18 protein-coding genes are annotated in these 24942 nt (G+C 68.0%); 16 read left to right on the plus strand and 2 right to left on the minus strand.

Annotated elements, in window-relative coordinates:
- Positions 1-95 precede the first annotated feature (95 nt).
- Entirely contained in the window at positions 96-536 is a 441-nt protein-coding gene (locus tag IEZ15_RS30925) for a YybH family protein (RefSeq protein WP_189280314.1), read from the plus strand.
- Positions 537-923: 387 nt separating this feature from the next.
- On the opposite strand, the gene IEZ15_RS30930 is transcribed toward IEZ15_RS30925, so the two are convergent.
- Both IEZ15_RS30930 and IEZ15_RS30935 read right to left on the minus strand, forming a co-directional pair.
- Positions 924-1745, minus strand: a complete 822-nt coding sequence (locus IEZ15_RS30930) for a DUF6973 domain-containing protein (protein ID WP_229846203.1) — start codon at positions 1743-1745, stop codon at positions 924-926.
- 71 nt (positions 1746-1816) lie between these two features.
- Positions 1817-2626: an LGFP repeat-containing protein gene (locus IEZ15_RS30935; RefSeq protein ID WP_229846204.1), complete on the minus strand. Its 810-nt coding sequence runs from the start codon at positions 2624-2626 to the stop codon at positions 1817-1819.
- A 1243-nt stretch (positions 2627-3869) separates the two neighbouring features.
- Here IEZ15_RS30935 and IEZ15_RS30940 point away from each other — a divergent pair.
- The 15 genes from IEZ15_RS30940 to IEZ15_RS31015 all read left to right on the plus strand — a co-directional run bounded on the left by IEZ15_RS30940 (position 3870) and on the right by IEZ15_RS31015 (position 24842).
- Entirely contained in the window at positions 3870-5321 is a 1452-nt protein-coding gene (locus IEZ15_RS30940) for an amidase (protein ID WP_189280315.1), read from the plus strand.
- Between the two features lie 724 nt (positions 5322-6045).
- A complete protein-coding gene (locus IEZ15_RS30945) occupies positions 6046-6408 on the plus strand; it encodes a YciI family protein (protein WP_114248322.1) in 363 nt (120 codons plus the stop codon).
- The gene (locus IEZ15_RS30950; protein ID WP_189280316.1) at positions 6405-7658 is read left to right on the plus strand and encodes an RNA polymerase sigma factor; all 1254 of its coding nucleotides are present in this window, start codon (positions 6405-6407) and stop codon (positions 7656-7658) included. Before IEZ15_RS30945 ends, IEZ15_RS30950 begins: the two co-directional genes overlap by 4 nt.
- 603 nt (positions 7659-8261) lie before the next feature.
- The gene (locus tag IEZ15_RS30960) at positions 8262-9338 is read left to right on the plus strand and encodes an ATP-grasp domain-containing protein (protein ID WP_308427459.1); all 1077 of its coding nucleotides are present in this window, start codon (positions 8262-8264) and stop codon (positions 9336-9338) included.
- Positions 9339-10002: 664 nt separating this feature from the next.
- Positions 10003-11016, plus strand: a complete 1014-nt coding sequence (locus tag IEZ15_RS30965) for an ATP-grasp domain-containing protein (protein WP_229846205.1) — start codon at positions 10003-10005, stop codon at positions 11014-11016.
- Between the two features lie 43 nt (positions 11017-11059).
- The gene (locus tag IEZ15_RS30970; protein ID WP_189280318.1) at positions 11060-13807 is read left to right on the plus strand and encodes an alpha/beta fold hydrolase; all 2748 of its coding nucleotides are present in this window, start codon (positions 11060-11062) and stop codon (positions 13805-13807) included.
- Between the two features lie 40 nt (positions 13808-13847).
- A complete protein-coding gene (locus IEZ15_RS30975) occupies positions 13848-14834 on the plus strand; it encodes an NAD-dependent epimerase/dehydratase family protein (protein WP_189280319.1) in 987 nt (328 codons plus the stop codon).
- A complete protein-coding gene (locus IEZ15_RS30980; protein WP_189280320.1) occupies positions 14827-16776 on the plus strand; it encodes a pyridoxal phosphate-dependent aminotransferase in 1950 nt (649 codons plus the stop codon). Before IEZ15_RS30975 ends, IEZ15_RS30980 begins: the two co-directional genes overlap by 8 nt.
- A gap of 53 nt (positions 16777-16829) precedes the next feature.
- Positions 16830-17288 (plus strand): cupin domain-containing protein, encoded by a 459-nt coding sequence (locus IEZ15_RS30985; RefSeq protein ID WP_229846206.1) that lies wholly within the window; start codon positions 16830-16832, stop codon positions 17286-17288.
- 53 nt (positions 17289-17341) lie between these two features.
- Positions 17342-19123, plus strand: coding sequence for a carbamoyltransferase family protein (locus tag IEZ15_RS30990; protein WP_189280321.1), 1782 nt, complete (start codon positions 17342-17344; stop codon positions 19121-19123).
- Between the two features lie 1626 nt (positions 19124-20749).
- Positions 20750-22150 (plus strand): ATP-binding protein, encoded by a 1401-nt coding sequence (locus IEZ15_RS30995; RefSeq protein WP_189280322.1) that lies wholly within the window; start codon positions 20750-20752, stop codon positions 22148-22150.
- A 2-nt stretch (positions 22151-22152) separates the two neighbouring features.
- Complete coding sequence (locus IEZ15_RS31000) at positions 22153-22584, plus strand: roadblock/LC7 domain-containing protein (protein WP_189280323.1); 432 nt, start codon at positions 22153-22155, stop codon at positions 22582-22584.
- Complete coding sequence (locus IEZ15_RS31005; RefSeq protein ID WP_189280324.1) at positions 22581-22961, plus strand: DUF742 domain-containing protein; 381 nt, start codon at positions 22581-22583, stop codon at positions 22959-22961. Before IEZ15_RS31000 ends, IEZ15_RS31005 begins: the two co-directional genes overlap by 4 nt.
- A complete protein-coding gene (locus IEZ15_RS31010; protein WP_373302651.1) occupies positions 22933-23553 on the plus strand; it encodes a GTP-binding protein in 621 nt (206 codons plus the stop codon). Before IEZ15_RS31005 ends, IEZ15_RS31010 begins: the two co-directional genes overlap by 29 nt.
- Positions 23550-24842 (plus strand): cytochrome P450 family protein, encoded by a 1293-nt coding sequence (locus IEZ15_RS31015; RefSeq protein ID WP_189280325.1) that lies wholly within the window; start codon positions 23550-23552, stop codon positions 24840-24842. The genes IEZ15_RS31010 and IEZ15_RS31015 overlap by 4 nt, the downstream gene beginning before the upstream one ends.
- Positions 24843-24942 lie beyond the last annotated feature (100 nt).

Here is a 24942-nt window from a genome sequence, read left to right on the forward strand (position 1 = left end):
CCACAGGAACCGTCGCCAGGGGGCCTGGCTGCGGTCAGATTCCTTGAACCAGTGAGAATCCGACATTCCGCACCGAAGGGAAGGGATGGGAAACGATGCCTACGCAACGCGAAGTAGACGAAACCATGATTCGGCAGCACCTCGAAAAGATCACCGAAGGGATCCGAGCCAAGGATCTCGAGGACCTGAAGAAGCTCTACGCGACGGACGTCGTGTCCTTCGATGTCGAACCGCCGCTGCAGCATGTAGGGGTAGAGGCGAAATTGAGGAACTGGGCGAAGGCGTTCACGTTCTTCCAGGATGTGAATTATGAGATTCGCGACCTGGCAGTCACCGTGGGCGGTGATATGGCATTCGGGCACTGCTTCGGTCGGCTCAGCGGCACGCTGAAGAACGGGACGGTGACGAGCGGTATGTGGGTCCGGGGCACTTTCTGCTTCCGGAAGATCGACGGCAACTGGCTGATCGCACACGACCAGGCTTCTGTGCCGTTCGATGTGGCGAGCGGCAAGGGGGTGGTCGACCTCGAGCCCTGAGCCGCGGGAGTTCGGGACGTCGCCCGGCGGCGCTGCTTGTCGAGCCACTGACCTGGTTTCGCAGGTGGCCCTGGATTCGGCCCGGTGAGGGAAGGGCCGCTACGTACCGGTAACGGCCCTTCCCCTACCGATTCGGTTCAGTCGGTGGTGGCGTCATCCTGCCCCGAAGTGCGCGCGCCGCGCCGCAGCAGAGGCGGTGGCTGTCCGGGCCGCCGACGGGGTCGATCAGTACGTCCACCTCCCGTACGACGTCCTCGGCGGCGCCCCGGACTCCTTCGCCGCCCGCATCATCGACACCTTGCCGCACGGGACCGCGCCCCGCACCTGGAGGTCGGGTGATCGTCGGCGTCGGCGGCGCCGGAGCGCGCGACCGGGGTTCCGTATGGGTCAGGGGTGTCGCAACGCGATGAGGTCGATCCCGTACGGGTTGGACAGATCGATGGTCTCCGGTTCGGGCACGATCCGGGCCTCCCGCCCGTATTGGAGGCACGTGGATTCGATGGCTGCCGGTGCTCCTTCGTTCCGAAGCCCCACCTGGACACCGGTCTTGTTGTTGTATTCGTCCATCAGTTCGGCGTTGTGGGTCCAGTCCGGGTTCGCCCTCCCGTCGCGTTCATGGGCTGCGGCCATCCGCTCCGCGAATCCCCGGTTGGCGCCTTCGGTCATCAGACCGTTCCAGATACAGTGCCTCGCGGCGTCGATCCTGTTGTCGTCGGTTTCCGTCGCTTCAGGGAAGGCGTTCTTCGACAGGTTGTACGCCGGCCCGCGCGCGTTGCGAACCCGGTAGCAGTCGTAGGGCTCGTTCTCGCACACGCTGCGCTGCTGGATTCCGGTGGACCACCACTGGTCGAGGGTGCCTCCTCGCGCCGCGATCGCGGGGAACTCGATGGGGAACGCAGTCGAGTTGCCGAGCTGCAGCCGCAGCCTGTTGCCCTCGAAACTCGCCTGAACGGGCACTGCTGCTCCGGTGGAGTCGAACCCCAGGGGCAGCCCGATGCCCGCGACGACCGTTCCTGCCGAGTCGACGAGTTCCACCCGTTGCGGTGTCGCACGATGGCTGTAACCGGCAGGTGCGCCGAACAGCAGGTCCAGTGACGCGGGTGCACTGTTGTCCAGTCGGACCAGCGACACCTCGAACGAGCCGTCGTCGGCGACGCGCTGGAACCGGGCGTTGAAGCCGGGACCGTTCAGAACTACACCGTCGGGCACTGTTTCAGGCTGGAGGGGGCCTGCCGACGGTACGCCCAGCGACAACGAGACCCCTGAGGCGACGGGAACCGTCAAGCCGGAACTGTAGATGCGGTCTGCTGGAACTGCTGCTCCTGGATGCCGGCCGGGTGCGTGATGGGGTCGGCTGTCGGATAGCCGTACGCACTCGCCTCGAAACCGGCGCGGGACCACTGGTCCAGTACGGAGGAAGTGACCGGATGCGCCCCTGTGTCGGGTGACCAGTAGATGACGCCGTGTTCGAACCTGTTCATGCGGCCCTGGCCGTCGGGCAGCTGAACTTCGTCGCTGGTCGGGTAACCGAGCCAGCCGCCTTCCCAGCCGGTTTCACCCCACTTGTCACGGACCGCTCCGGTGACGTAGTAGGCCTCGTTGAGTCGCCAGTAGACGGTGCCGCCTTGGAAGTACTGGCGTCGGCCGATGTTGTCGGGGTTGACGATCTCGTCCGAGGTCGGATAGCCGAGCGGCCCGGCTTCCCAGCCGTTGCGCTGCCAGGCGGCGAAGAAGTGATTGACCACAGGGTGGGCGCCGCTGTCCGCCGACCAGTAGATGGGTCCGTTCTGGAACACCGAACGTTTGCCATGGCCGTCAGGGTTGGTCAGTTCGTTCGATGTCGGGTACAGCAGGAAGCTGTTCGGGCCACCAATCTCGTTGTACTTGTCCCGGATCGCGCCGCACACTTCGTACGGTGCCGGCCAGTACACCTGGCAGTCAGCCGCAGCCGAGGACACCGCCTGCGGCCGCGCCCCGGTTCCCTCGGACTCGGCCAGCAGCGCGGCTTCCATCGCCTCGGCCTTGTCGGCCTGCTCCTTGGTGAAGCCCTTCGGGATCACTGCGCAGTCGGAGCGCCTCTGTCCCGGCACGACGGATTTCTTCGGATTCTTCGTCGGTGCCCATCGAGCCGGTTTCGCCTTCCGACCGGGTGAGGCCGTTGCGCATGGGTCGGCTGCGGGCGTTGGCCTGCTCGACGACGGTGGAAACTGCGTGATCGTCGCTGCTGACGGCTGCGGAGTCATGGACAGCTGAGCGTGCGCCGTCCCGACCGAGCCGACCAGCACCGACGCCAAGGCCGTCGCCACCGCCGCACTCCTCACCGCTGACACGCTGCTTGAACGGGCTGACAACCCGCGATGCCGTTTCCGACGTAGACCCATCGAGCTCCCCCTCTGCTGAACCCCGTCCCGGGGCCGCCTCGAGATCGTTCCGTCACGTGGCCCGATCCGGTCGGAGTGTCGGTCGGTACGGCGCAGCGAAGCTCCGGCAGGTGACGGAGTCCATCTGAAGGTATGTCACATGAGGTCTCGTCAGGGGGCTTCGCTGCTCGGTCAGTCTGCCACGGCAGTTCGGCGACTGGCCGTTGTCGTCGTCTGTTCGTCCTGTTCGCAGCGCCCGGCGCGGAAGTGCTGCGGGGACCCGCCCTTCCGGCTTCCTGCGAGGTCAGCAGATCTGCAGCACGCCCGCGTCCTCCATCACATGCGGGGAAGTCCAGGTGCGTCGTCCAACACCCGTGTCGCAAGGTCGACGGCGGCGGCTGCCGGATCCAGGTGTAGGAGCCTTCCAGCAGCCGCAGGTGCTGCCGGACCCCTGGGCCGTGATCGAGACCAGCGCGCTCCTGCCACCCCCGCGAGGAAATGCCATGGGAGGTGAGGCAGAGACGTGGGAAAACGCCCTGAGAAAGATCAGGAATCCGCCGGTCAGCGCAATGCTCTATGACACGATCCGCGAGATCCTACAAGGGTCTCAAAACCCGCTTCACAATCTCAGGCCCGGCTGCACATCGGCTGCACATGTGAAGCGCTGATGAGACTCACCGTTCAGCCTGCTCAACCCTTTGGATGACAGCAACCGCTACCTGACCTCCTCCGTGGTGTGGGCGGGCATCGTGGCAATGCGGCCATGACGTGGGGCGGGGAGGTTCGCGTGGCCAACTCCACCGTGACTGTCAGTCTCCGTCCAGGCGGAGGCGAAGCGGCCGCACGTCGCCATCGTCAACGGTCGGGCGAATTGTCCGTGACCGGATAGGAACATGATGAGCGTTGAGGCATCCACCCCCTTGCGCGAAGCGGCATTTCATGACCTCTTCCAGACGTCGGTACGGTCGGATTCATGGAGTGGAATTTTTCGACGGCCGAAAAACTCGCGGCTGTTTTGCGTGCTGGTGAAGTGACCTCGGCCGAACTGACCGACGAGGCGATCGCCCGTATTGAGCGGGACGACAAGGCGATCAACGCGATCTGTGTGCCGGACTTCGACCGCGCACGGGCCGCCGCGCGCGGTGCCGACCAGGCGCGCGCCCGCGGTGAGGACCGGCCACTGCTCGGCATTCCGGTGACGGTCAAAGAGTCCTACAACATCGCCGGGCTGCCCACAACCTGGGGCATGCCGCTACACCGGAACTACATGCCGGCCGAGGACGCGGTACAGGTGTCGCGGCTCAAGGCCGCGGGCGCGGTGGTGCTCGGTAAGACCAATGTGCCGGTGGGGCTGCAAGATATCCAGAGCTTCAACGAGATCTACGGCACCACCAACAACCCGTGGGATCACGGTCGCACGTCGGGTGGGTCATCGGGCGGATCAGCGGCGGCCCTGGCATCCGGCTTCGGCGCGCTGTCCATCGGCTCCGACCTCGCCGGTTCGTTGCGCACCCCCGCACATTTCTGCGGTGTCTACGCACACAAGCCGACACTCGGGCTGGCGGCGAACCGCGGCATGGTCCCCCCGGCCGTGCCGGCATTGCCGGTCGACCTTGACCTCGCCGTCGTCGGTCCGATGGCGCGCACTGCCCGCGACCTCACGCTCCTGCTCGACGTCATGGCCGGACCGGACCCGCTGACGCTCGGTGTGGCGTACGACGTGACGCTGCCGCCCGCGCGCCACGAACGGCTCTGCGACTTCCGGGTCTTGGTCCTCGACAAGCACCCGCTCATCCCGACCGGGTCCGCTGTGCGGGCGGGCGTGAACCGGGTGGCCGACGCGCTTGTCGACGGCGGCGCCCGCGTCGAACGGCGCAGTCCGCTGCTGCCCGATCTGACCGAAGCCGCCATGCTTTACAGGCAGTTGCTGTTTTCGGGCTCTGTCGCACGTTTTCCCGTCGACTCCTACGAGCAGCTGCGGACCCGCGCCGCCGGACTGAGCGCAGACGACCAGAGTCTGGATGCGGCGCTGCTGCGCGGGATGGTCTTGAGCCACAGCGACTGGATCGAGGCGAACAGCCGTCGCGAGCTCCACCGCCACGGCTGGCGGCAGCTCTTCGCCGAGTTCGACGCCGTGGTGTGTCCCATCACGCCGACTCCCGCGTTCCCGCACGACCACAACCCCAATCCGCTGGAACGCCGGATCGACATCGACGGCGTCGAGTACCCGTACTTCGACCAGCTCGTCTGGGCCGGTCTGGCCACCATGCCCGGCCTACCCGCCACCGCCATACCAGCGGGCCGGTCCCCCGAGGGCCTGCCGGTGGGAGTACAGCTCATCGGCCCGATGTTCGAGGACCGCACCCCGCTGCGGCTGGCCGAACTGCTCGAGCAGAAGATCGGCGGCTTCCAGGCACCGAAGTAGGGCGCACTACCTGAGTGTCCGTCAAGGGCGAGGTGCGGATCACAACGAGATCCTCCGAATGCGCGCAGTCGCTGCCCGGAACGCGCAGGTCAGCGCGTGCACTTTCATCGGTGGCCTGTCGAACCACGTGAAACTGCATTGGAGTTGAGACGGCCCACCGATGAAGCAACCTGAGACAGCGCGGAAAGTGCAGGTCACAGAGCCGCCATATGAAGCCGAGCGCGAGACCCTACACACCTCCTTGATCAACGACCACGGCCTGTGCCACGAGTCACAAGACGCCACACACCGTGATCGGTGCACTTGCGCCGAGCTCAGCTCCTGAAGTCCTTCGGGGGTTGACGTAGATACAGGGCTTGTGCGAAGTGCCGGTTGTCTTTGTACAGCTGGCCGTACTCCACGGCACCGTGGCCGCGGGTGGGGTCGCATGCGGTCGGCGGTGCTGGCGTCCTGGGAACATCAGCGATCGGCGATGTTGTCGGTGCTGGTCATCCGGGTCGCGGCTCCACTCAGTGCGGGGCATGCCCGGGCCGGTGCGTCCCGTGGAGGGTGAGGGCCGTAGGTTGATCTTCCGTAGCTGCTCGAGGGTGTCCAGGCCTGCCGTCGGTGGCGCGGAAGAAAAGTCGAAGAAAATTTGTCGCCGGATGTCGAGGGCCCGGTTCCCGCTCCGACTGAGGGGTGACAGCGCGCCAACGGGGCGCGTAAAACCGGGAGGACACCCGAGATGAAGTACATCGCGATGATCTACGGCAACCAGGAGAAGTGGGACTCCTTCCCGGCTGAGGCGTGGCCGGAGGCCATCGCCAAGCAGGAGGCGTTCAACAGGAAGTACCGCGAAAGCGGGGAGCTGCTGGGAGCCTACGGCCTGGCGGACGCGGTCAACGCCAAGCTGGTGCGCCGCAAGGACGGGGCTCCGGCAGTCACGGACGGGCCGTATCTGGAGACCAAGGAGTACATCGCCAGCTTCTACCTGCTCGACTGCGAGAGCCAGGAGCGTGCGCAGCAGATCGCGGCGGACATGCCGTTCGCATCCGAGGATCCGGTCGAGCTGTGGCCGGTCCTGCACGAGTCTGCGGCGGACATGTGAGCGAGGATCGTCGCGTCGAGGATCTGCTGCGCGAGCTGGCGCCGCAGGCCCTCGGCGCGCTGGTCCGTCGGTACGGCATCTTCGACACGTGCGAGGACGCCGTCCAGGAGGCGCTGCTCTCGGCCGCCTTCCAGTGGCCCGCCGAGGGAACGCCGGACAATCCCCGGGGATGGCTGATCACCGTCGCCTCCCGCAAGCTGGTGGACCACGTGCGCAGTGAGCAGACACGACGGCGTCGAGAGGATCGGATCGCCCTGGCGACCCCGCAGGCAGAGCTGTTGAGCCGCGCCGCCGACGCCGAACCGGACGCAGACCGGGATGACTCCCTCACGCTGCTCTTCCTGTGCTGCCACCCGGCGCTGTCCTCGTCGAGCCGCATCGCGCTGACCCTGCGCGCGGTCGGCGGCCTGACCACCACTCAGATCGCTGCGGCGTTCCTGGTTCCCGAGTCGACCATGGCCCAGCGCATCAGCCGGGCCAAGCAGACCATCAAGTCCTCCGGCGCGCCGCTGCGCATGCCGGACGCGACGGACCGCGCGGAACGACTGCAGGCGGTGCTGCACGTGCTGTATCTGATCTTCAACGAGGGCTACGTCACGACGGACAGCAACGACCTGACCGCGCCGGCGCTGTCCGCCGAGTCGATCCGCCTGGCCCGCCGACTGCATCGTCTGCTGCCCGACGACGGTGAAGTGGCCGGGCTGCTCGCGCTGATGCTGCTCACCGACGCACGTCGGCCGGCGCGCACCGGGCCAGGCGGAGACCTGGTGCCGCTGGCCGAGCAGGACCGCGGCCGGTGGGACCGAGAGCTCATCACCGAGGGGATCGCCCTGCTCACCGAGACCCTGCCCGGAGGACAGGTCGGCCCGTACCAGCTGCAGGCGGCCATCGCCGCCGTCCATGACGAGGCTGAGCACGTGGAGGCCACGGACTGGCCACAGATCCTCGCGCTGTACGGACTCCTGGAGCAGCTCGCGCCGAATCCGATGGTCACCCTCAACCGCGCAGTAGCCGTCGCCATGGTGCACGGGGCGGCCGCCGGACTGGAACTGCTCGCCGCCCTGGAGTGCGACAAGCGGATGGCAGGCCACCACCGTCTGCTCGCCACCCGCGCCCATTTCCTGGAACTGCTCGGCGACCACACCGCAGCCGCGGACGGCTACCGCGACGCCGCCCGACGCGCCACCAGCGCAACGGAACGACGCCACCTCACCGCCCGCGCCGCGCGCCTCACCTTCGCGCAGAGCTGATCGCGCCCGTGGATCGGCCGCCCCTTCCCGTGCTCGTCACCCGCGCCGTGCCTGTCGTGCCGGCCGCCTCCGAGCGCCACCGGCTGAAGAGATGGCCTACGGCCACAAGCCGTCGCCGGGCTCACCCTTCCCTACAGCAACGGCCCCACCGAGGGCGTCAACACCAAGATGATCAAACGGCAGATGTACGGCAGGGCGGGCTTCAGCCTCCTCCGTCACCGCATCCTCTTGGCATAACCTCCCGCACCGTCACCACCGAAAGTGCGACAGAGCCGTTCATTTGACAGACCCGGTTCCGGGGTACCAGGCACGGCCGAGGAATCCGGGCTTCCTGTTATGGATATTCATGATCCTCCTGTGATTCATGTCACAGGGCGTGATCGACTGGGTCTGTGCAATGATTCGCCGGTGCCGGAAAAGAACCGGCTACGTCACGATGAAATCGCAATAACTTCTCCCTGGCTCGGCAAGTCGTAACACTGGAGACGGCACATGCCCACGATGGTGGTTATTGGATATCGGGATGATCTTGACGAGGCGCTACGGCGTCGGGGTGTGGATCCTTTCTACATCGTTCCGACTCCGATCATCTCGCCGGAAAAGGTGAAATTTTGCTGTGTCGCCGACATGGAGAACGTCCAGGAAGTTCTCCGCTCGGCGCTCTCCGCTCAGGCGGTCGATCTGGCAGGCGTGCTCAGCGTCCATGAGATGGGTGTATTCCCGGCGGCCTGTCTGCGTGGGCAATTGAACCTTCCGGGGAACGCGGATTCACGTAGGGTCCTCAACTTCCGGGACAAGTACCTCCAGAAGAGCCTGCTGCCGCCGGAGGTGCGGCGCGCGCGGTGCCGGTATCTGCCCGTGGGCACGCCCTACGAGGAGCCGGCCGCCGAGCTGGGCGCCTCTTTCGTCGTCAAGCCGGCCACCGGGGCGGGCGCCTTGCGCACCAGTGTCGTCCGCTCGCCCGAGGAGTACGCCCGGGCGCTTGAGCCGTTCTCCGGGCGCTCGGACGTCGAGGTCGTCGCCGAGTCGTTCGTCGACGCGCCCGAGGTCTACCTCGACGGCGTCTGGCAACACGGCGCGCTCCAGTGGTCGTCGCTGAGCAGCAATCACATCTCCCCGCTCAGCGCGGTGCAGGGCGGCGTCCTGGCCGCTCATGTGCTCGACCGACAACGATGTCCGGACCTCTTCGAACAGGCGGAGGCCATGGCCCGCCGGGTGCTCGCCACCCTGGAGGCGCCCGACTGCGTCTTCCATATGGAGGCGTTCCATCAGCCCGACGGGCTGACGTTCGGTGAATGCGCCATCCGGCTGCCGGGAGCCATGTCGCCCCTGGTCAATCAACTGACCTACGGCGTCGACCTCCTCGACATCGAGATCGCCCTCGCCCTCGGGGAAGCGCCCGAGCCGCCGTACGGCCACCGGACACCGGACCGCTTCCACGGTTATCTGCTCCTGCGTAACCCGCGCGACGGCACGCTGACGCAGGAGGACTTCGAGCGTGCCTTCTCTTTCGACGAGCTGCACTACCCTTCCGCTCCCGACGCGCCGGTCGGTCCTTACGGCCGCGTCGGTCACGCCGTCGTGTCCGACGCGGACGAGTCGAGGCTCAGGCGCACGATCGACGAGATTGCACGCTTCAACGAGACAGGCGGCGCCCGCGGCGGCTTATCGCTCGCATGACGGCGGCCCGGCCGGGTCCGACCCCGGGCGCGGCGCATCGTACGCCGGTGCCCCACGGGTCATTGGCTGCTGCAAGTACATGACGTCGAAACCCTGACCGGCTCGGCGAATATCTCCCGGCACACAGAAACCGCGGTTCGCTAAGCGAGTAATTGTAAAACCCCCATTGTGGCCTATGTCGCACGATCCGCGGCCATGTGGCTGTGTAATGACGCATCGGATGCCAGGGGGTGGATCCCACTACTCATCCCGACGCAACAGGACAGTAATTCGTCATTTCGGCAGTGGTGACTCTGGAGACGGCGCATGCCCACGATAGTCGTTGTCGGATATCGGGAAGATCTCGATCAAGCCCTGCGGCGCCGGGGTCTGGAACCCTTTTACATCGTGCCGGCACCCCTACACCTAAAGGACAAGAAGAACTATCGCTGCGTCGCGGACATGGAGAACGCGCAGGAAGTCTTCCGGGCGGTGCTCTCCGCCGGTCTCCGCGACCTGGCCGGCGTCATCAGCGTCCATGATTTCGGAGTCTTCGCGGCTGCCTATTTACGCCAGCAGTTGAATCTTCCCGGAAATTCCGATTCCCAGGGAGTTCTCTTCTTCCGGGACAAGTACCTGCAGAAGAGCCGACTCCCGCCGGACGTCCGGCGCGCGCGGGCCCGCTATGCATCCCGGGCCACGCCCTACGCGGAACTCGCCGAGGAACTGGGGGAAGCCGTTCGTCGTCAAACCGGCCATCGGCGCGGGCTCGCTGTGCACCGAGGTCGTCCGCTCCGCCGAGGAGTACCACCGCGCGCTGGAGCCGTTCCCAGGAGAGTCGGACGTCGACGTGGTCGCCAAGTCGTTCGTCGACGCCCCCGAGATCTACATGGACGGCATCCGGCAGGGCGGCGATCTGCACTGGCGTTCCCTGACGCGCTATCGCAGCTCGCCGCTGAGAGCCGTGCACGGTCGGGTCCTCGCGGCCCATCTGCTATACGAGCGGCTGCACCCCGACCTGCTCGAACAGGCGGAGGACCTCACCGAACGGGTGCTCAAGACCCTGGAGGCACCGGACTGCTTCTTCCATCTGGAGGTGTACGCCGAACAGGACGGGCTGGCCTTCGGCGAATGCGCCATCCGCCTGCCGGGCGCGCTCTCCCCTCAACTGGTCCAGCTCACCTACGGAGTCGACCTCTTCGACGCCGAGATCAGCCTGGCGCTCGGACTGAGCGTCTGCCTCCGCCCCGGCGGTCCGCCCGCCGGAGCGCTTCCACGGCTGCCTCCTGCTGCGGCGCCCCGACCACGGCAGCCTGACGCGCGAGGACTTCGCGCGCACCTTCACCTTCGACAAACCCACTTATTCCTCCTCACCGGACACGCCACCCGGCACCTACGGCCGCGTCGGCGAGGCGAGCGTCTCCGACCCGGACGAGCGGCGGCTGAGCCGCACGATCGCAGAGGTCGTCCGGTTCAACGCGACCGGCGGGACGTAGGCCCCGGCGCGGACAGACCCACATCCCCGCGCCGCAGCGACTCCCACCGGCACATTGCCCGCACGCGGACCACCACCCGCCGACCTGAACCGGCCGCGACCGCGTGCCGCGCACCGCCGCGGCGGGCACCGCCCCGCCCCGGACTCACCGGGCCTCACCGCTCGCGGACATCACCCACCCCTCCGCCAGTACGTGCGCGCTGATCCACCCAGTTCAGTCCCACCTCGATCGGGGGTCTTCACTGCCATGTCGGACATACGTCACGCCACAAGCGTCACGACGCTTCCGCATCTGCTCGAATGCGCCGCACAGGACACCACACGCGGCGTCACCTTCGTCGACGGTCCGTTCGTCTCCTACGCCGACCTGGGCGAAGGCGCCCTGCGAATCACCCAGGGCCTGCGCAGCCGGGGCACCGCACCGGGGGACCGCGTCCTGGTCGCGGCCGGCGACCCCGAGAGCTTCTTCCGCGCCTTCTGGGGCTGCCTGCACGCGGGCGCCGTGCCCTGCCCGATCGCCCTGCCCGCCGATCCCTCCCGCCTGCGCCCGCAGCTGGAGCACCTGCGCGGCCTCCTCGGCGACCCGCTGGTCGTCGTACCAAAGGCACACGACGACCTGCCCGACGTCGGGCTGACCACGGTGACCGTGGAGGAGCTGGACGCCACCCCGACCGAGCCCGAGCACATCCACGCGGCCGCCCCGGACGACCTCGCCCTGCTGATGCTCACCTCCGGGTCGACCGGATCGAGCAAGGCGGTCCGGCTCACCCACGCCAACCTTCTCGCGGCGCAGGCCGGGAAGTCGGGGGCGCTGGACCTGGGGCCCGCCGACACCATGATGAACTGGATCTCCGCCGACCACATCGCGGCCATCGAGGCGCACCTGCTGCCGATGCGCAACGGCGCGAACCAGGTCATCGCCACCCCGGCCACCGTGCTGGCCGAACCGGTCGGATTGCTCAGACTCCTGACGACCCACCAGGTACGGGTGACGTTCACCCCCAACTTCCTCTTCGGTCAGGTCAACCAGGCCCTCGCGCGGACGGCCGGGACCTTGTCCGGCATCGATCTCTCGCGGATCCGGTACATCATCTCCGGTGGCGAGGCGACCGTGACCGCCACCGTGCGGTCGTTCCTGGACGCCCTGGCCCCCTACGGACTGCGCCCCGACGTGGTGGTGCCCGCGTTCGGGATGACCGAGACCTGCGCGGGCAGTGTGTTCAACCGCGAGTTCACCGACCGCGACCTCGGCGAGGAGTTCCCGCCGCTGGGCCACCCGGTCGAGGGGCTGCGCATCCGGATCGCCGACGGCGCCGGCACGGTGCTCTCCTCAAGCGACCGTCCCGCCTCGGTGGTGTCCGGCGAGGTGCAGCTACGCGGAACCATGGTGACCGGCGGGTACTTCGGCAACCCCGCGGCCACCGCCGAGGCATTCACCGACGACGGCTGGTTCCGCACCGGCGACCTGGGCCGGCTCGACGCCGACGGGCGGCTGGCCCTCATCGGCCGCACCAAGGACTCCATCATCGTCAACGGGGTCAACCACTACAGCCACGACCTGGAAGCGGTCCTCGACGAACTCGACGGCGTCCGGCGCGGACAGGTCACCGCCTTCCCGATCCGACCCGAGGGTGCCGACTCCGAACAGCTCGCCGTCGCCTTCGTGCCGGCCGGCGACCCGGCCGACGAGTCGACCCTCTACCGCACGCTCGTCGCGGTACGCAGCTCCACGGTGATGCACTGGGGGTTCCGTCCCCAGCTGATCCTGCCCGTCGCCGAGACGCAGATCCCGCGCGGCAACCTCGGCAAGGTCCAGCGGTCCCGGCTGCGCACGGCCGTCGAGTCCGGGGCGCTGGACGCGGCGGCCCGGCGCGCCCAGGAGGTGACCGGCCGCTTCCTCGGCGGCCACGTGGAGCCGGCGGACGAGGAGGAGACCACCCTGGCCCAGCTGTTCGCCGAGGTGCTGAACGTCGAGCGGGTCCCGGTCACCGCGAGCTTCTTCGACCTGGGCGGCACCTCGCTCGACGTCCTGCGGCTCAAACTCCGCGTCCAGACCGCCTTCGGCCTCGACGACCTCCCCATGGCGACGCTCCTGCAGGCCCCGAACGTGCGGGCCCTGGCAGCCCGCCTGGCCTCGGCGTCCGGCGCGGGCGGCGACGCCGCCTACGACCCGCTGGTGCCGCTCCAGGTCACCGGCGAGGGAACCCCGCTGTTCTGCGTCCACCCGGGCCTCGGCGAGGTACTGGTCTTCGTCAACCTCGCCAAGTACTTCACCGGGGAGCGGCCGTTCTACGCGCTGCGGGCCCGGGGCTTCGGGCAGGGGGAGTCTCACTTCGCCTCCTTCGACGAGATGGTCGGCGCGTATGTCGCGGCGATCCGCCGGACCCGCCCGAGCGGCCCGTACGCCGTGGCGGGCTACTCCTACGGCGGAGCCGTGGCGTTCGAGATCGCCAAGCGTCTGGAGGCCGACGGCGAAAGGGTCGACTTCGTCGGCGTCTTCAACCTTCCCCCACGCATCTCCGGCCGAATGAACGAGATCACCTTCACCGACGGCGCCATCAACCTGGCACTGTTCCTCGAACTCATCAACCCCGCCGACATCCCCGAACTGACCGCCGTCCTGCGTCTGTTGCCCGAGGCGGACCAGCTCGCCCACCTCATCGAGCACGCCCCGCCCAGGCGGCTGGCCGAACTCGACCTGAACGTCGAACGGTTCGGCGCCTGGGTGCACCTGGCGCAGAGCATGGTGCATCTGGGACGCGACTACGAGCCGTCCGGCACGGTCGAACGGGTGCGGGTCTTCTACTGCACCCCGCTCAAGGGCACCAAGCAGGAGTGGCTGGACGGTCAGCTGCGCGACTGGGACGAGTTCACCCGCGGGACGAACAGCTACATCGAGGTGGACGGGGAGCACTACACGCTGATGAGCCCCCAGCACGTCCAGAGCTTCCAGGCGACCCTGCGCAGGGAACTGACCTGCGCGCTGGACCGATGACCTGCCGCGCCACCTCCGACACGACCGGGAGCGACTGACCATGCAAGGCAAGAAGATTCTCGTCACCGGCGCCACCGGACAGGTCGCGCGCCCCGTGGCCGAGGCGCTCGCCGCCGACAACGAGGTGTGGTGCCTCGGCCGGTTCGGCGATGCCGAGGCCCGCAAGGCGCTGGAGACCGCCGGCGCCCGCACCGTCGTCTGGGACATGGCCACCGACGAACTCGACGGGCTGCCGGAGGACTTCACCCATGTGCTGCACTCGGCCGTCCACCGGGGCGACGGCCACGATTTCGAGGACACCGCCCGCGTCAACGCGGTGAGTACCGCGCGCCTGATGACGCACTGTGCCGACGCCGAGGCCTTCCTCTACGTGTCCTCCGGAGTCGTCTACAACCGGGCCGACACGACCCACCGCTACCGGGAGAGCGATCCGCTCGGCGGCGCGGCCCCCTGGCTGCCCACGTACCCCGTCGCCAAGATCACGGCCGAGGGCGTGGCCCGCGGCCTCGCCGAGAGTCTGCGACTGCCGACGGTCATCGCCCGGCTGAACATCGCCTACGGCCCGTACGGGCACGGCGGCGTGCCGGTGATCCTCTTCGAGCAGCTGCGTAGCGGCCGGGCCTGCGCGGTGCCGCGCGAGGGCCAGAACTACTGCAACCTGCTCCACACCGATGACGTCGTCCGTCAGGTGCCGCTGCTGTGGGCGGCCGCCCGGACACCCGCACAGGTGGTGAACTGGGGCGGAGACGAAGAAGTCGGCATGACCGACCTCATCGGGTACATGTCCGCTCTCACCGGCGTCCCGGCCCGGCTCGACCGCGAGTCGGCCAGCCGCGAGACGGCGATTTTCGACCACCGTGTCCGCCGCGACCTCATCGGCGACTGCACCGTCGACTGGCGGCCGGGCATCGCTCGCACGCTGGCCGAAATGTTCGTGGAGTACCGCGACCGTATCGAGGCGCACCTCGCCGCCGACGAGGGCAAGACGTGCGGCGCCTGCGAGGGAGTGGAGAGCGGAGATGCGTAGGGAATCGGATGTCACCGAGCTGCGGCGCGTCCTGTGTGCCGCGCTGGAGTCCGGCCGGCCGGTCGGCGCGCCGGGCCGACTCGGTCTGCATCACGAGCGGTTCACACGGGCCGACGTGTCTGACGCGCAGCGCCCCACCTTGATCGGGGGAGTCCCCCAGGGCCCGAGCAGTCCCGCTCCCAGCCTGCTTGCGGTGGATGAACTCCTCAGTCAGGTAAAGGAGTTGGGGCTGGAACAGATTCTCGTGCCGTACGTGCGCCGCACCGACGACTCCGGGCCGCTGCGCGCGGCCGGGTTCGTCGCCGCCGCCGCGGGAAGCGAGGGGCTCGTACGGCTGCCCGGCGAGGTGGCCGACGTGCTGCGCAGCCGGGTCGGCGAGCAGCGGCTCGGCGAACTGCGCGCACGCCACGACGAGTACCGGGAGCTGAGCTGGGAGCTGATCCGGCTCGGCGACCTGCCTCGGCAGCCCGCGGCGCGCGAGGCGTTCGCCGCCCTCCATCAGCAAGAGGGCGGGCGCGGCGCGCTCTGGTGCGCCGAGGCGCTCGACGCCCTGGCCCAGGGGACCCTGGCGGACCGCACCGACCTGCTCGTACGCCGCCGCGGCTGCGACGTCGTACAGGCCGGGCTCCTGGTCCGCTCGCACAACGGGCGCGGGATCTACAGCCTCACCCAGGCCCTGGCCCCGGATGCTCCGGCCGTACGGCAGGACCTGTACGAGGCATCCCTGTACGAGCTGTATCTGCACGCCCGACGCACCGGCCTGGAGTGGGTCCACCTGGGGCCCGGCGACGCCGAGCGGACGCGGGCCCTGGGCGCCGACCAGTTCGTCCCTCTCGACCACTGGCTGCTCGCCCCCGGCGTGGACGCCGAGCCTGAAAAGCCCACGGAAATCGAGGTGTCGGCCTTCGCCACCGAACCGGTCGCCGCGGTACCGGTCCCGGGCCCGGCACGCTTCCGCGGCCGGCCCAAGTTCGACCTGCTCGACCTCTCCGGCAACACCAACCCGTTCCTCGGGGCGGACGGACGGTACCCCGAACTCGACACGGCCGAGTTGGCCCGTACGTATCTGACGACCGTCGGACGGCTGCCCGGACACGAGGGCCTCGGTGAACTCGGCGCCGAGTACGCGCTGTTCACGAGCGGGGCCGTCGACGCCGTCATGCTGCTCCTGGCCGCACTGGCCTCACCGGGCGAGGCGGTCTGCGTCACCCCTCCGACCTTCGAGCTGTACGCGCACTTCGCCCGCGTGCTGCGGCTGCCCGTCGTCGAGGCGCCGCTGCTCGGCGGCGACCTGGCGCGGCTGGATGTCGAACGGATCCTGGCGGCCGACCCGCGCGTGACGTTCCTGTGCGACCCCAACAATCCGGTCGGCACCAGGCTCGACCCGGAGCAGGTGCTCGAACTGGTCACCCGCAGCCGGGGCCTGGTCGTGATCGACGAGGCGTATGTGGAATTCAGCGTGGGGCCCTCGTACGCCCCGCTCATCGCCCGGCACGACAACCTCATCGTGCTCAGGACGCTGTCCAAGGCGTGGGGGCTGGCCGGGGCCCGCTGCGGTGTCGCTCTGGCACAGCCGGGGCTCGTCGACGCCCTGCGCCGGGTCCAGGTGCCCTTCGGGTTCACCAACGCCTCGCAGTGGGCGGTACGCGACCGGCTCACCGACTCCGCGCGGGTGCTGGACAGCGTCCGGCGCATCCTGTCGGAGCGGGAGCGGATGGCCCGTGCGCTCGCCCGGCACCCGGCCGTGGAGCGGGTGTTCCCCTCCGAGGCCAACTTCCTCCTGATCCGCACGCACAAGCACGAACGCGTCATGGAGCAGCTGCGCGGCGCCGGGATCATGGTTGCCGACACCGCCCGGCTGGTCCCCGACACCTGCCGTGTCTCCATCGCCGACGAGCAGGCCGGCGACACCCTGCTCGACGCCTTGTCCCGTGTGCGGTGAACCGCCGGCCGGCCGTCGCGCCACCAGCACCCCGAGACCGAAAGGACCGGCCCGTGGGTAACCGCCCCCAGACCGACCACCACCCGGTGCACGACCGCCCGCTGACCAGCGAGATCGTCGCCGAGAACTACGACCGTTGGAGCCCGCCGCTGCACGCGGACTTCGCCGTCAACGAGCACAACGGCCGCGTCGGCGGCACCCTGCTGGTCGACACCGAAAGCCTGCGCGTCTGGGAGACGCGCCTCGAGCCGGGCGAGCGCCTCCCCGTCCACCGTCATGTCCTCGATTACCACTGGATCGCCCTCACCGACGGTCGCGCCCGCCAGCACATGAGCGACGGCACCAGCCGGGAGATCTCCTACGCGCGCGGGCAGACGAGGTACTTCACCGTCACCGACGGCGGACATCACCTGCACGACCTGAAGAACATCGGCGACGAGGTGCTGTCCTTCCTGACCATCGAGTCCAAGGACGGCCCGAACGAGCCGATCGACCTTCCGCAGGACCCGTGACGGTGGTCGTGGGGCCGTGTCGCAACCATCTTCGCCAGGGAGGCTGAACCACCGTGATCGTGCTCGGATACAACGGATTCACCAGGGGCGCCGAGATCTTCGGGCGCCTGTTCGAAGCGACCGGCGTCGCCCGCAACCTGCTCGTGGGGCACGACGCGTCGGCGGCCCTCGTGGTCGACGGCGAACTGGTCGCCGCCGTCGAGGAGGAACGGCTCAGTCGCGTCAAGAAGACCTCCGACTTCCCCGCCCACGCGATCCAGTGGTGCCTGGACTTCGCCGGCGTCCCCCTCGACCAGGTGGACGTGGTTGCCTTCCCCTGGCGCTTCTCGCCCGAGGTGGCCGACGAGATGATCGCCCAGGTCGCCTCGGGCGGTCAGTCGCCCGCCGAGAAGTTCGACGTCCTGCGGCGCGCCGGCGAGTTCTACACCGACATGGTCAGCCGTGAGGCGATCCACGACGACTTCGTCCAGCGCACCGGCCATGAGCTCGACCCCAACAAGCTGGTCCTGGTACCCCATCATCTGGCCCATCTGACGTGCGGCGCCTATCTGGCCGGGGGCGGGGACGCGGCGTTCCTGGTGAGCGACGGACGGGCCGAGACCCTGTCCTCCGTGATGGGCGAAGTGCGCGACGGCGTGGTGCGCGTCTTCGACGACAGCACCATCCCGATGACCAGCTCGCTCGGCGTGGCCTACGGACGGATCACCCGCTACCTCGGCTTCGTGCCCAACAACGACGAGTACAAGGTGATGGGCCTGGCCGCCTACGGTCCGTCGCCGCGTCGCAACCCCCTGCTGGAGCGCTGCGTACGGCTCCACGAGAACGGCACGTACACCATTTCCATCCCCATGGGCGTGACGGCGTACTACGCACTGTTCGACGACCTGTTCGACGGAGACAGCGAGAAGCGCGAGGATTTCGACTTCCGGGTGAAGGTCGCCGCCATGGCCCAGCACATGGTGGAGGCCGTCACCGCGCACCAAGTGCGGGCGCTGACGGCCGCCTCCGGTCTGGACACACTCCTCTTCGAGGGCGGTCTCGCATTGAACTGCGTGGCCAACACCAAGATGCTGGAACGCTCGTCTTTCACCGGCATGGAGGTCAGCTTCGGCGCGAGCGACCCGGGGGTCGCCATCGGCGCGGCCGTGTACACGGCCGGCCTCAGAAACCGCCCCGCCGACGCCGCCACCACGCCCTACCTCGGACCTTCCTACGACGAGCCGCACATCCTGGAGGCACTGGAGGAGTACGCCGACCGCGTCGAGTGGCAGGAGGAGGCCGACGTCGAGGCGGTCACAGAGCGCACGGCGCGGCTGCTGTCCGAGAAGAACGTCGTGGCCTGGTTCCAGGGGCGCACCGAGTACGGGCCGCGCGCTCTGGGCAACCGCAGCATCCTTGCCAACCCGGCCTTCCCCGAGATCAAGGACATCATCAACATCCGGGTCAAGCACCGCGAGCCCTTCCGCCCCTTCGCCCCGGTCGTCCTCGAGTCCGAAGCGCCCCGGGTGTTCGACCTGGGCAAGAAGACCTCATCGCCGTACATGACGTTTGTCTTCCCGGTCCGCGAGGAGTACCGCGAGCGGATACCCGGAGCCTGCCACGTCGACGGCACCGCGCGCGTGCAGACCGTCGACGACCGCCAGAACCCGGTCCTGGCCCGCCTTCTGCGCGCTTTCACAGACCGGACTGGCGTGCCCTGCCTCCTCAACACGTCCTTCAACGTGGCCGGTGAGCCCATCGTCTGCTCGCCGCGCGACGCTCTGGAGTGCCTCCTCGCCACGGAGATCGACCATCTGGTCATCGACCGATTCGTGATCACCAAGAAGTCCGGCTGACCCCGGCGCCCCGTTCCCGCGGTGAGCCGGGCGGATGCGAGGCCTACGGCGGCCGACACACCCGCCGTCCGGCCCCGTCCGCGCTCGCCGCAGGCCCAAAACCACCAGCCCGGGGCAAGGCCCATGCCTGGGAGCAAATGGAGCCGCGCCTGGAGGAGCTGCGCGGGCCGTTCGCCGCCGAGTGCGAGGTCTGGGCAGGCCGCCCGGACACCTTCGAGGGCTTCACCGCGCTTCTGCACGATGGGGTGACGTGACAAGGGAGGCTGCTCGCCGCGGCTGGGGCGGTTCGCCATGCCGATCGGGCCACCCCGGTACGTGGCGTGTGCGCGCAGGTCGACGTCGCTGTGACGGGCTGGTGCGGGGTCGAGCCCGACCACACCATCGACGTCACCACCGGCCAGCCGTAGCAACGGACTCCTGGAGCGCGGTCATCAGGTCGGCGATCGACCCAGCCAGTGCATGGCCCTCCACCGTGGCTCGTGCCGTACGGCCGCGCTGTCCGCGGTACCGAGGCCAGGACTTCACAATGCCCCCGCCGGCAAGGGATGGACAGCCGCAGTGCAGAGTATTCGCTCTACGAATACTTGAGTCGCCTGCACATGCCCTCAAAGTACCGCGCTCCGCCGGGCCACAGCGGCAGGGAAATCGCGATGCTGACGGCTGCCGTGAGGCCCGCGGTGCAGGTCACCAGGACCTGCCACCACCGTGATCCCAGGGCCCGCCAACTGCGCATCACATACCATCGATTGAGCATGCGGACACGGCATCGAGTCGTTACGGCGGCGGTCGGAAGCAGCCGGGGGGCGGGTAGCGCGCCCCGTGCACTGTGGCGGCACGTGCTCGCGAAGCCTTGATGCGGTCGGGGTCGGTAATGCCGTGTCGCAGGCAGGTGGCGAGGGCGTCGCCGCGCACGTCGGCGTCGAGGAGTACGAGCGCGACTGCCTCGACCCGCTGCGCACCTACAGCGCAGACGCCTGGCTCCCTACCGAACTCCCGCCGCTCACCCTGGACTTCGGGCACCGGGCCGCCGCGCCGCGCACCGAGGCTACCGGAGGGTGCGTTCGGCGAGCTGCCGGAGAGCGCCATTGTCCACGCCGTGCGATCGGAGTCGATAACCCAGCCGGCAAAGATCGTCCGGTTCGTAACTGCGCACGCTCATCAGCGCCGCGTGTACAGATCAACTCCAGTAAGCTGACCATGCTTTAGGAAGTGGCAAAGCCGCGAGTCGACTGCGTGCGATGGCGGGAAGCACCAGATGTAGTCGGCGTTTGCCGTCCTCAACGGAGTTGTGATGGACCTATTTCATTTGCGTTCAGCGGGCTCCGCCCTGCGACCGTTTCCGAGGCCGGTAGTTGCGCGAGGACTGGCCGGACGACCGACGCTGTCTGTGGGGATCGCGCCGTTGGAGCCTTGGCCGGCTCGGGCCATTCACCGGACCTCGACTCGGCCTGGCAGTCGCTTGTCTGCGGTGGCACTTCTTCGCCGCACGAACGGTCCACTCACCATCCACTTGCCACATTGTTTCTCCTGTCCACCAGTTCTCCGGAGACCGCACTCACCCCCTACGGGGGAGTGAACCGCTGTGCTGTTCTTCGAAGGCTCGATCGACCTCTAGGACCACCCTCCGTGACCTTGTCCTCAAAAATCGCCGTTGCCCTTGGCGTCTTGTCTCTCCTCCTAGCAGTCTGGGCGCTGCTCCTGGCACGCTCGCGCCGCAAACACATACGACAGGGCAGGGCGTTGTCCGCGGAGGCGCAGGCCGCCAATTCCCGTGTGCAGGCTGCCGAGGGCCGCACCCGAACCGAGGTGCAGAACAGGCAGGCCGCAGAGTCCCGCACACAGGAACTCAATACCCGCGAGGCAGAACTTCTCGACGAAGTACGTCACCTCGTATCCGATCGGCTTCCCGCTCTGGCGCTGCACCTGATCAGCTCTCATCACCCGGTCCCCGGGCTGCTGCACAAGAACCTCGCGGGGTCCGAGGCTGCGCAGCTCCTCGACGCCGTGCCCGAAGCGGTTTCTGGCATCGTCCTCAAGGAAAGGCGCCGCATCGACGCCGCTGCTCGGGCTGCTCTGCGCGGCGCGACTCAGGAGTCCCAGGCTCTCTCCTACCGGTTGCAGACGAATATCGTGGGTCTGCAGCACGAGTTCAGCGCGCCGCCCCGTCTGACGCAGAGTCTGCTTGAGTCCGACCACCTCAATGAGCAGAACCTGCGCCTCACGCAGAGATCCGCCATCGTGTGCGGAGGCTGGCCGGGTCACGTCCGTAAAGACACGTACGTGAGCGAGGTCGTCAGTGGCGCCTCCTCCCGACTGCGCGGCTTCGAGCGCATCAACATCGTTTCTCGGCTGGGCCTTTCCAACATCGGCGTGGTCGGGCGTGCGGCCGAGCCTGTTGCTGTGGTCTGCGCCGAGTTGATGGCCAACGCGCTGGAGCACTCCCGTGACGACCTCATGGTGGACGTCGGCTTGATCCAGACCGGCAACGGCAGTGTGTGCATCACGATCGACGACGCCGGCAAGGGCATGACCTCAGAAGCGCTCGCCCGTGGCCGCGGTCTGATATCGGGTGAACAGCAGGAGGTGATGCTCCTCGAGCTCGGTGATCCGCCGTCCATGGGCTTCGCCGCTATCGGCCGTCTCGTCGCCGACTACGGCCTCCATGTCTCCATCGACACTTCCTCTCCCTATGGCGGGGTGCGCGCTGTGGTGTCCGTTCCCGAGAACTTGTTGACCCCGATCGACGAGAACGCCACACCTCCGTCGGTCATGGCTCCCCAACCTGCCGTGGCGCCACAGGCCCACAAGCGGCCCGCCGCTGCCGACTCGCCCGCACACTCGCCCGCGCCGACCGGCGCGGCCGCGCTGCCACAGCGTCGCCGCCGTTTCTCAGCGACAGCCACCAATGACGAGGCCGCCGCAGCGCCCCGCCCCTTGAACCCGGAAGACACCGGTGCCATGTGGAGCGATTTCCAAAGTGGCCTCACCGGCGACCGGTCCGTCACCGATTCGGAGTCAACACAGTGACCATGCCTGAAACCCACGAAGAGACCGGCCCGGCCGCCTGGGTCCTGAAGCCCATCACCGAAATCCGTGGTGTCCGGCACGCCCTGACGATGACTCTCGACGGGATGGTCCAGGCCATCTCCGAGGATCTCACCAAGGACGAGGCAGACGGCATCGGTGCCATGACTGCCGCGCTGCACTCCGCCTCCCGCGCCGCCACCAACGCCGTTCTGGGAGCTCCTCGAAGCACTCCGCTCAAGACCGTCACCTCACACAACGACCGGGGCATCTACATGGTCATGCCGGTCGGCGAAGGAACCAACACCCTGATCGCGGCAGCGGGCGACGAGGACATGCCCATGGGTGTGGTCGCAGCCACCATGGCCCGCCAGGCAATGAAACTCGGGGAACAGATAATGTCCGTTCCCGCCCGTACCAGCGACGGGGTGTCATGAGCCGCGGCCAGGAACGACGGCTGCTGCCGGCCTACCTCGCGACCGGGACCAGCCCCGGCACCGGCCTCTCGGGCACCCTCGATTCACTGGCCGCTCTGCGTGCCAGTGGTCAGCCCCTCGCGAGATACCACACAGCGGTGCACCAGCGCGTGATCGAGCTCCTCACCGACGGATCTCTCAGCGTCGTCGAACTGGCCGGCTATCTCGGCCTCCCGGTCAGCGTGACTCTGGTGCTCGCCGAACAACTTGTCAGTGACGGTCAGTTAAAGGCCACCGTCCCGATTCCGGACGCCCTCCGCGCGTCGAACGATGGCCGACCGTCGAAAGAAGTCCTGGAAGAGGTTCTGAGTGGACTCCACGCTCTCCTTGCCGCCTAGCTCGCCTCCCGTCTACCTGCCCGAGGGAGAACACCGAAGGATCAAGATCCTCGTTGCCGGCCCGCTCGGTATCGGCAAGACGACCGTGGTCAAGTCGCTGTCGCAGATTCCGACACTGCACACCGACGAAGTCATGACGAACGCGGCGGTCGCCACCGATGACCTCAGCCACGATGTCCTGCGTGACAAAACCACCACCACGGTCGCCATCGACTTCGGCCGTCTGACGCTGCCGGGCGACAAGATCGTTCTGTACCTGTACGGAACTCCGGGGCAGCGCCGCTTCCTTCCGCTGTGGGAAGGCATCGCGTACGGAGCACTCGGTGCCCTCGTCCTGGTCGACACACGGCGGCTCAAGGACTCCTGGGAAGTGATGGAACTCATCGAGGAGCGCGGTTTGCCGTACGCCGTCGCTGTCAATGTCTTCCCTGACTCACCCAAGTACGACTTGGCGCTCATCCGTTCGAAGCTCGACCTCGCCCCGGAGACACCACTGGTCACCTGTGACGCACGAGAGAAGAACAGCGGCCTGCACGCCCTCGCCCAACTGACCGCCCATTCCATATCCGTTGCCGGAGTCAAAGCCTCGTGACGCTCACACCAGCCGAAGCCCCCGTGTCCCTGCACGGGGCCGAACACGCCGCGAACCCGCAGCGCAGCTATGAACTGCTGCGCAGGCAGGGAGCGGTCGGCGTAGCCGAGGTGGCCCCCGGTGTCGTGGTCAACCTGATCACCGACTACCGAGCCGCCCTCGACCTCCTCCAGGACACCGATACGTGGACCAAGGACACCCGGAGCTGGCTGCCGCAGGTGCCGGAGGACAGCCCGATCCGGCCCCTGGTGGAGTGGCGGCCGAGTCTGTTCTTCGCCGACGGCGAGGCACACGCGCATCTGCGACGTGTGATCACGGACAGCTTCAGTCTCCTGGATCCCCATGATGTGCGCGCCCTGACATTCCGCTTCGCCGACACGCTGCTCCAGGAATTCGCCGATACCGGGACTGTCGACCTCGTCCGCGAGTACGCGCAGCAGCTGCCCCTGATGGTCTTCAATGCTCTGTTCGGCATGCCGGACGAGGACGGCCCGCGGCTCGTGTGGGCGCTCGGGGCGATGATGGACAGCGATCCGGGGAAACAGGCAGCGGGCGGCCAGGCATTCGGCGCCTACCTCGAAACCCTCTACGGGACGAAGGCGGCACAGCGCGGCCACGATTTGACCTCCTGGTTCATCGATCATCCCAATGGGCTGAGCCAGGAAGAGGCCGTCAACCAGATCCTCATCACCCTCGGGGCCGGGAACGAGCCACTGTGCAACCTCATCGCCAACACGCTCGTCCGCCTGCTCAGCGACGACCGCTATTTCGGCACCCTGACCACCGGGAGCCTGCCCATCCAGCACGCCATCGACGACGCGCTGTGGCACGACGCGCCGCTGGCCAACTACAGCGTCCACTTCCCCAAGAAGGACGTGACCTTCCACGGCGCTCGCATCCCCGCGGGCTCGCCCGTCATGGTGTCGTACGCCGCCGCCAACGCCTGTCCCCACTCGGGCATCCCGGCGGACGGCTACCGCTCCGGGAACAAGGCCCACCTGGCCTTCGCCGCAGGACCTCATACATGTCCTGCCCGTGACGTCGCCACACTGGTCGCCACCGCCGCCATCGAGAGGCTCCTGACCTACCTGCCGGACATCGAACTGGACGTTCCCGCAGACAAGCTGACCTACCGCCCCGGGGCTGTTCACCGGACGCTCACCGCGCTCCCGGCCCGATTCACCCCGTTGACCCCCGACGCCAACGGGGCCACCCCCTGGAGCCGGAGCCCATCCCGCCCCGAGCGGGACACGCCGTTCTCCCCGACATCAGGCGGCACCGAGGCGTAGAAGCCGTATCACCTGCCGTCGATCGTCACGTAGCGGTGGTGCCGTCCGGGAGCCGGCCGGCACCACCGCTACAACCCCAGGGAGGAGACGCGGGTCTGTT

This window comes from Streptomyces atratus (assembly GCF_014648655.1).
GTDB lineage: Bacteria > Actinomycetota > Actinomycetes > Streptomycetales > Streptomycetaceae > Streptomyces > Streptomyces atratus.

What these genes read in the sequence shown, in the direction of transcription:
- IEZ15_RS30945 (WP_114248322.1), top strand. Translation starts at nt 6,046, where the DNA reads ATGAAGTACATCGCGATGATCTACGGCAACCAGGAGAAGTGGGACTCC.
- IEZ15_RS30965 (WP_229846205.1), top strand. Translation starts at nt 10,003, where the DNA reads ATGCATCCCGGGCCACGCCCTACGCGGAACTCGCCGAGGAACTGGGGG.
- IEZ15_RS30980 (WP_189280320.1), top strand. Translation starts at nt 14,827, where the DNA reads ATGCGTAGGGAATCGGATGTCACCGAGCTGCGGCGCGTCCTGTGTGCC.
- IEZ15_RS30940 (WP_189280315.1), top strand. Translation starts at nt 3,870, where the DNA reads ATGGAGTGGAATTTTTCGACGGCCGAAAAACTCGCGGCTGTTTTGCGT.
- IEZ15_RS30970 (WP_189280318.1), top strand. Translation starts at nt 11,060, where the DNA reads ATGTCGGACATACGTCACGCCACAAGCGTCACGACGCTTCCGCATCTG.
- IEZ15_RS30975 (WP_189280319.1), top strand. Translation starts at nt 13,848, where the DNA reads ATGCAAGGCAAGAAGATTCTCGTCACCGGCGCCACCGGACAGGTCGCG.
- IEZ15_RS30925 (WP_189280314.1), top strand. Translation starts at nt 96, where the DNA reads ATGCCTACGCAACGCGAAGTAGACGAAACCATGATTCGGCAGCACCTC.
- IEZ15_RS31000 (WP_189280323.1), top strand. Translation starts at nt 22,153, where the DNA reads ATGCCTGAAACCCACGAAGAGACCGGCCCGGCCGCCTGGGTCCTGAAG.
- IEZ15_RS31005 (WP_189280324.1), top strand. Translation starts at nt 22,581, where the DNA reads ATGAGCCGCGGCCAGGAACGACGGCTGCTGCCGGCCTACCTCGCGACC.